At 66.5% G+C, this 2,266-nt stretch carries 2 protein-coding genes; both read left to right on the top strand.

Translation table 11 applies throughout. The annotated features are described in order from the left end of the window. The first annotated feature begins 389 nt into the window (after positions 1–389). A complete protein-coding gene (locus WA317_RS19645) occupies positions 390–1,223 on the top strand; it encodes a formate/nitrite transporter family protein (protein WP_425174624.1) in 834 nt (277 codons plus the stop codon). Between the two features lie 76 nt (positions 1,224–1,299). Further along, positions 1,300–2,266 (top strand): glycosyltransferase (locus WA317_RS19640; protein ID WP_425174623.1); only part of this gene is annotated, 967 nt, incomplete at its 3' end.

The raw sequence follows: 2,266 nt of genomic DNA, 5'->3' as shown, positions 1-2,266 counted from the left end.
TGACGCGGCGTTACCGACTGCTTACTGCGGCCCTCCTTCAGGTGAGTGCACACCCGCCGCTGCGGGCGAGTATTGTGCCCGTCGCCCGCGCGCTGCCCTCGGTCTTCGCGACGGCGGTCAATCTGCTCGCTCAGTGAATTGGTCGACATCAACCTTCACTTGAGTACCGGGCGAGAAGGTAAGCATGTTTGCCCACCTTCGAGCGACAACTGACCGGGCCGGGACGAATTTGTCGCTACGAGCTGGGCACAACGACGGTCCCCGCTACCGGTGACAGCTGTGGCGGATGTGACTGCGCTCGTCTGGGTTGACGGCCGTCACCGCCGCTGGTCTGCCTAGTATTCGGGGTGCACATGTCGTCCAGCACCGAGGAAGCCACCGTGAGTCAGATGAGCCGACCCCGGGTCGGCAAGGCCGACAGCCCCATCGAAGACGAACTCGAAGACGCCTTCACCAGGTTGGTCCATGAAGGCACGCAGCGTCTGCAACGCAGCTGGCATGGACTGTTGGTTACCGGCTTCTTCGGCGGCACCGAGGTCGCGATGGGCATTCTCGCCTACCTGTCGGTGCTCCATCAGACCCACAATGTCCTGCTGGGCGGCGTGGCATTTTCGATCGGTTTTCTTGCTCTCCTGCTCGGCCGCAGCGAACTGTTCACTGAAGGTTTCCTCGTCCCGGTGGCCGCGGTGGCCGCCAAGCGGGCCACCTTCGGCCAGCTCATCAAGCTCTGGGTCGGCACCATGGCCGCCAACCTGGCTGGCGGTTGGCTGCTCATGTGGCTCATCATGGTGGCGTTTCCCAATCTGCATACGCAGGCGGTGGAGACTGCCGGCCGGTTCGCGACAGCGCCGCTGTCCGCGCAGAGCTTTGCGCTGGCGATCCTCGCCGGGATGGTCATCACGTTGATGACCCGGATGCAGAACGGCACCGACTCGGTGTTCGGCAAGATCGCGGCGGCCGCTGCCGGAGCCTTCCTGCTTGCGGGGCTGCAGCTGTTCCACTCGATCCTCGACTCCCTGCTCATCTTCGGTGCCCTGGTCACCAACCAGGCACCGTTCGGCTACCTGGACTGGCTGTACTGGTTCGGCTATACCGTTGTCGGCAACATGATCGGCGGGCTGGTGCTGATTTCCTTGCTGCGCATGTTGCGCAGCAAGGACCGGCTGCTCATCGAGCGCCGCAACGCCGAAGCCGACCTGTCGCAGGCGCCAAACCCGTTGTGAGCCGTTCACAGACTGTTCAGCGCACCGTCGGCTGCACATTGTTGAGCGCACACACGTAACGGTTGTTCTCGGATGTATGCGTGTCGTGCAGGTCGCCAACTTCTACGGACCCCGTTCCGGCGGCCTCCGCACTGCGGTTGACCGCCTGGGCGCCGAGTACTGTGCCAGGGGCCACGATGTATACCTGATCGTCCCCGGCAGCCATGCCGAGCGAACCCGACTGCCCACCGGCGTGGTGCGAATCACCGTGCCGGCCAGACTGATTCCGTTCACCGGCGGCTACCGCGCGGTGATGCCGGCGTCGGTGCGCACCCTTCTGGAAGCGTTGCGGCCCGACGCGCTTGAAGTCTCCGACCGGCTCACGCTGCGGTCGTTGGGCCGGTGGGGCCGCGCACACGGCGCCCGGACGGTCATGATCTCCCACGAGCGACTGGATCGCCTTGCGGCTCAGATCCTTCCACGTCGCCGCGCGCGCCGGTTCGCCGACTTCGCCAACGCCCGCACCGCCGCGCACTACGACACCGTGGTGTGCACGACGGCGTTTGCCCGCGAGGAATTCGACCGCGTGGGCGCGGTGAACACCGTCACCGTCCCGCTGGGGGTGGACCTGGCGATGTTTCACCCGCGTCGATACTCGGCCGCGGTGCGGCGGAGGTGGGCTGCGCCTGGGCAGATCCTGCTGGTGCACTGTGGGCGGCTGTCGGTGGAGAAGCGTGCCGACCGCAGCATCGACGCAGTCGCCGCACTGCGGGAGGCCGGGGTGGACGCGCGGCTGGTCGTCATGGGTGAGGGTCCGTTGCGGGCACGGCTGCAGCGACAGGCCGCTGGACTACCCGTCGATTTCACCGGTTTCATCTCTGACCGGCACACCGTCGCCGGCATGCTCGCCTCCGCCGACGTCGCGTTGGCACCGGGTCCGCACGAGACCTTCGGGCTGGCGGCCCTGGAATCGCTGGCCTGCGGGACACCGGTCGTCTTGTCCCGGACGTCAGCGCTGGCCGAGATCGTCACCGCCGACAGCGGCGCACTGGCCCACAACGACC

The sequence above is a fragment of the Mycobacterium sp. genome (genome assembly GCF_049802695.1).
In the GTDB taxonomy this organism is placed as follows: Bacteria; Actinomycetota; Actinomycetes; order Mycobacteriales; family Mycobacteriaceae; genus Mycobacterium.
Note: the sequence above shows the minus strand (reverse complement) of the source record. Positions and strands in the feature narration are given on the sequence as shown.